The sequence below is a fragment of the Acinetobacter sp. 228 genome, assembly GCF_048147885.1.
The window spans coordinates 1-1,030 of record NZ_JAYWYV010000603.1; the positions used below are offsets into that span (position 1 = coordinate 1).

The window sequence follows — 1,030 nt, forward strand, 5'->3', positions numbered from 1 at the left end:
CATCAATATTAATAATATCGCCATCTTTTAAAATTTTATTTTGAGAAGGGATACCGTGACATACCACTTCATTGACTGAAGTACATATTGTTTTTGTGAATCCATGATAACCCACATTAGCCGGTATAACTTTTAAAGTATTTACGATGTAATCATTACAAATATTGTCTAAATATTCAGTTGTTACACCTGGCTTGACATACTCCCCTATCATTTCTAAAACTTGTGCAGCCAAACGCCCAGAAACTCTTAATTTTTCTAGATCTTGTTCAGTTTTAATTGTAACAGTAGAAGCTCTCATTCAATTTTATCCTCGTAGACACTGCTTTTACCACGCCTACAAAAATGTTAGTTAATTTAGAATATTTTAGAATGGATATAGGATAGGCGGAAAGCTTTTAATGTCCAAATATTCAACATTCATAATAGAAATTTATATTTTCATTTTTACACAATTTCTTTAAAAAATCAGACCTAAAAAATGTTTTCTTTATTTCTTTCAATGAGTTTTCAAGTAGATAACTTAACCAGTTGATATTTTTAATATCTCTGGATGATTGATACGGCCTAAAAAAAAGCTTTTTCACATAAAATAGCGCTTGATCATGATCTCTTTTGCTCTAAAATTCTTTCTTTTTTGTTAAATTTAATTTATGCAACAGCTTCGTACCGGAGATATTATTGCCTTAGGTTTTATGACCTTTGCCCTCTTTATTGGGGCTGGTAATATTATCTTTCCTCCCATTGTCGCTCAACAAGCTGGTGATCATGTATGGCTAGCTGCCATAGGTTTTTTGATTACTTACCTGTAATTACCATTATGGCCCTCTCTCGTATGCAGGGTTCCATTGAAATTATTAGTTCACCGCTAGGTCGTATCGCAAGTCTAATCTTAACTGTAGTTTGTTATCTATCAGTTGGCCCTTTATTTGCTACACCCCGCACCGCAACTGTTTCTTATGAAATTGGTTTCTCATCTTATTTTGGAACGTCTAGCAGTAGCCTTTTAATTTACAGTGCAATTTACTTC

1 protein-coding gene and 1 pseudogene are annotated in these 1,030 nt (G+C 33.0%); one reads left to right on the forward strand and one right to left on the reverse strand.

The genetic code is table 11. The features are described 5' to 3' along the window. A partial coding sequence (locus VXQ92_RS21185) for a M24 family metallopeptidase (protein WP_192897554.1) occupies positions 1–301 on the reverse strand: 301 nt, incomplete at its 3' end. A 352-nt stretch (positions 302–653) separates the two neighbouring features. Between VXQ92_RS21185 and VXQ92_RS21190 the strand changes: the two are divergent. Further along, positions 654–1,030, forward strand: a pseudogene (locus VXQ92_RS21190) (branched-chain amino acid transport system II carrier protein); the annotation flags it as partial.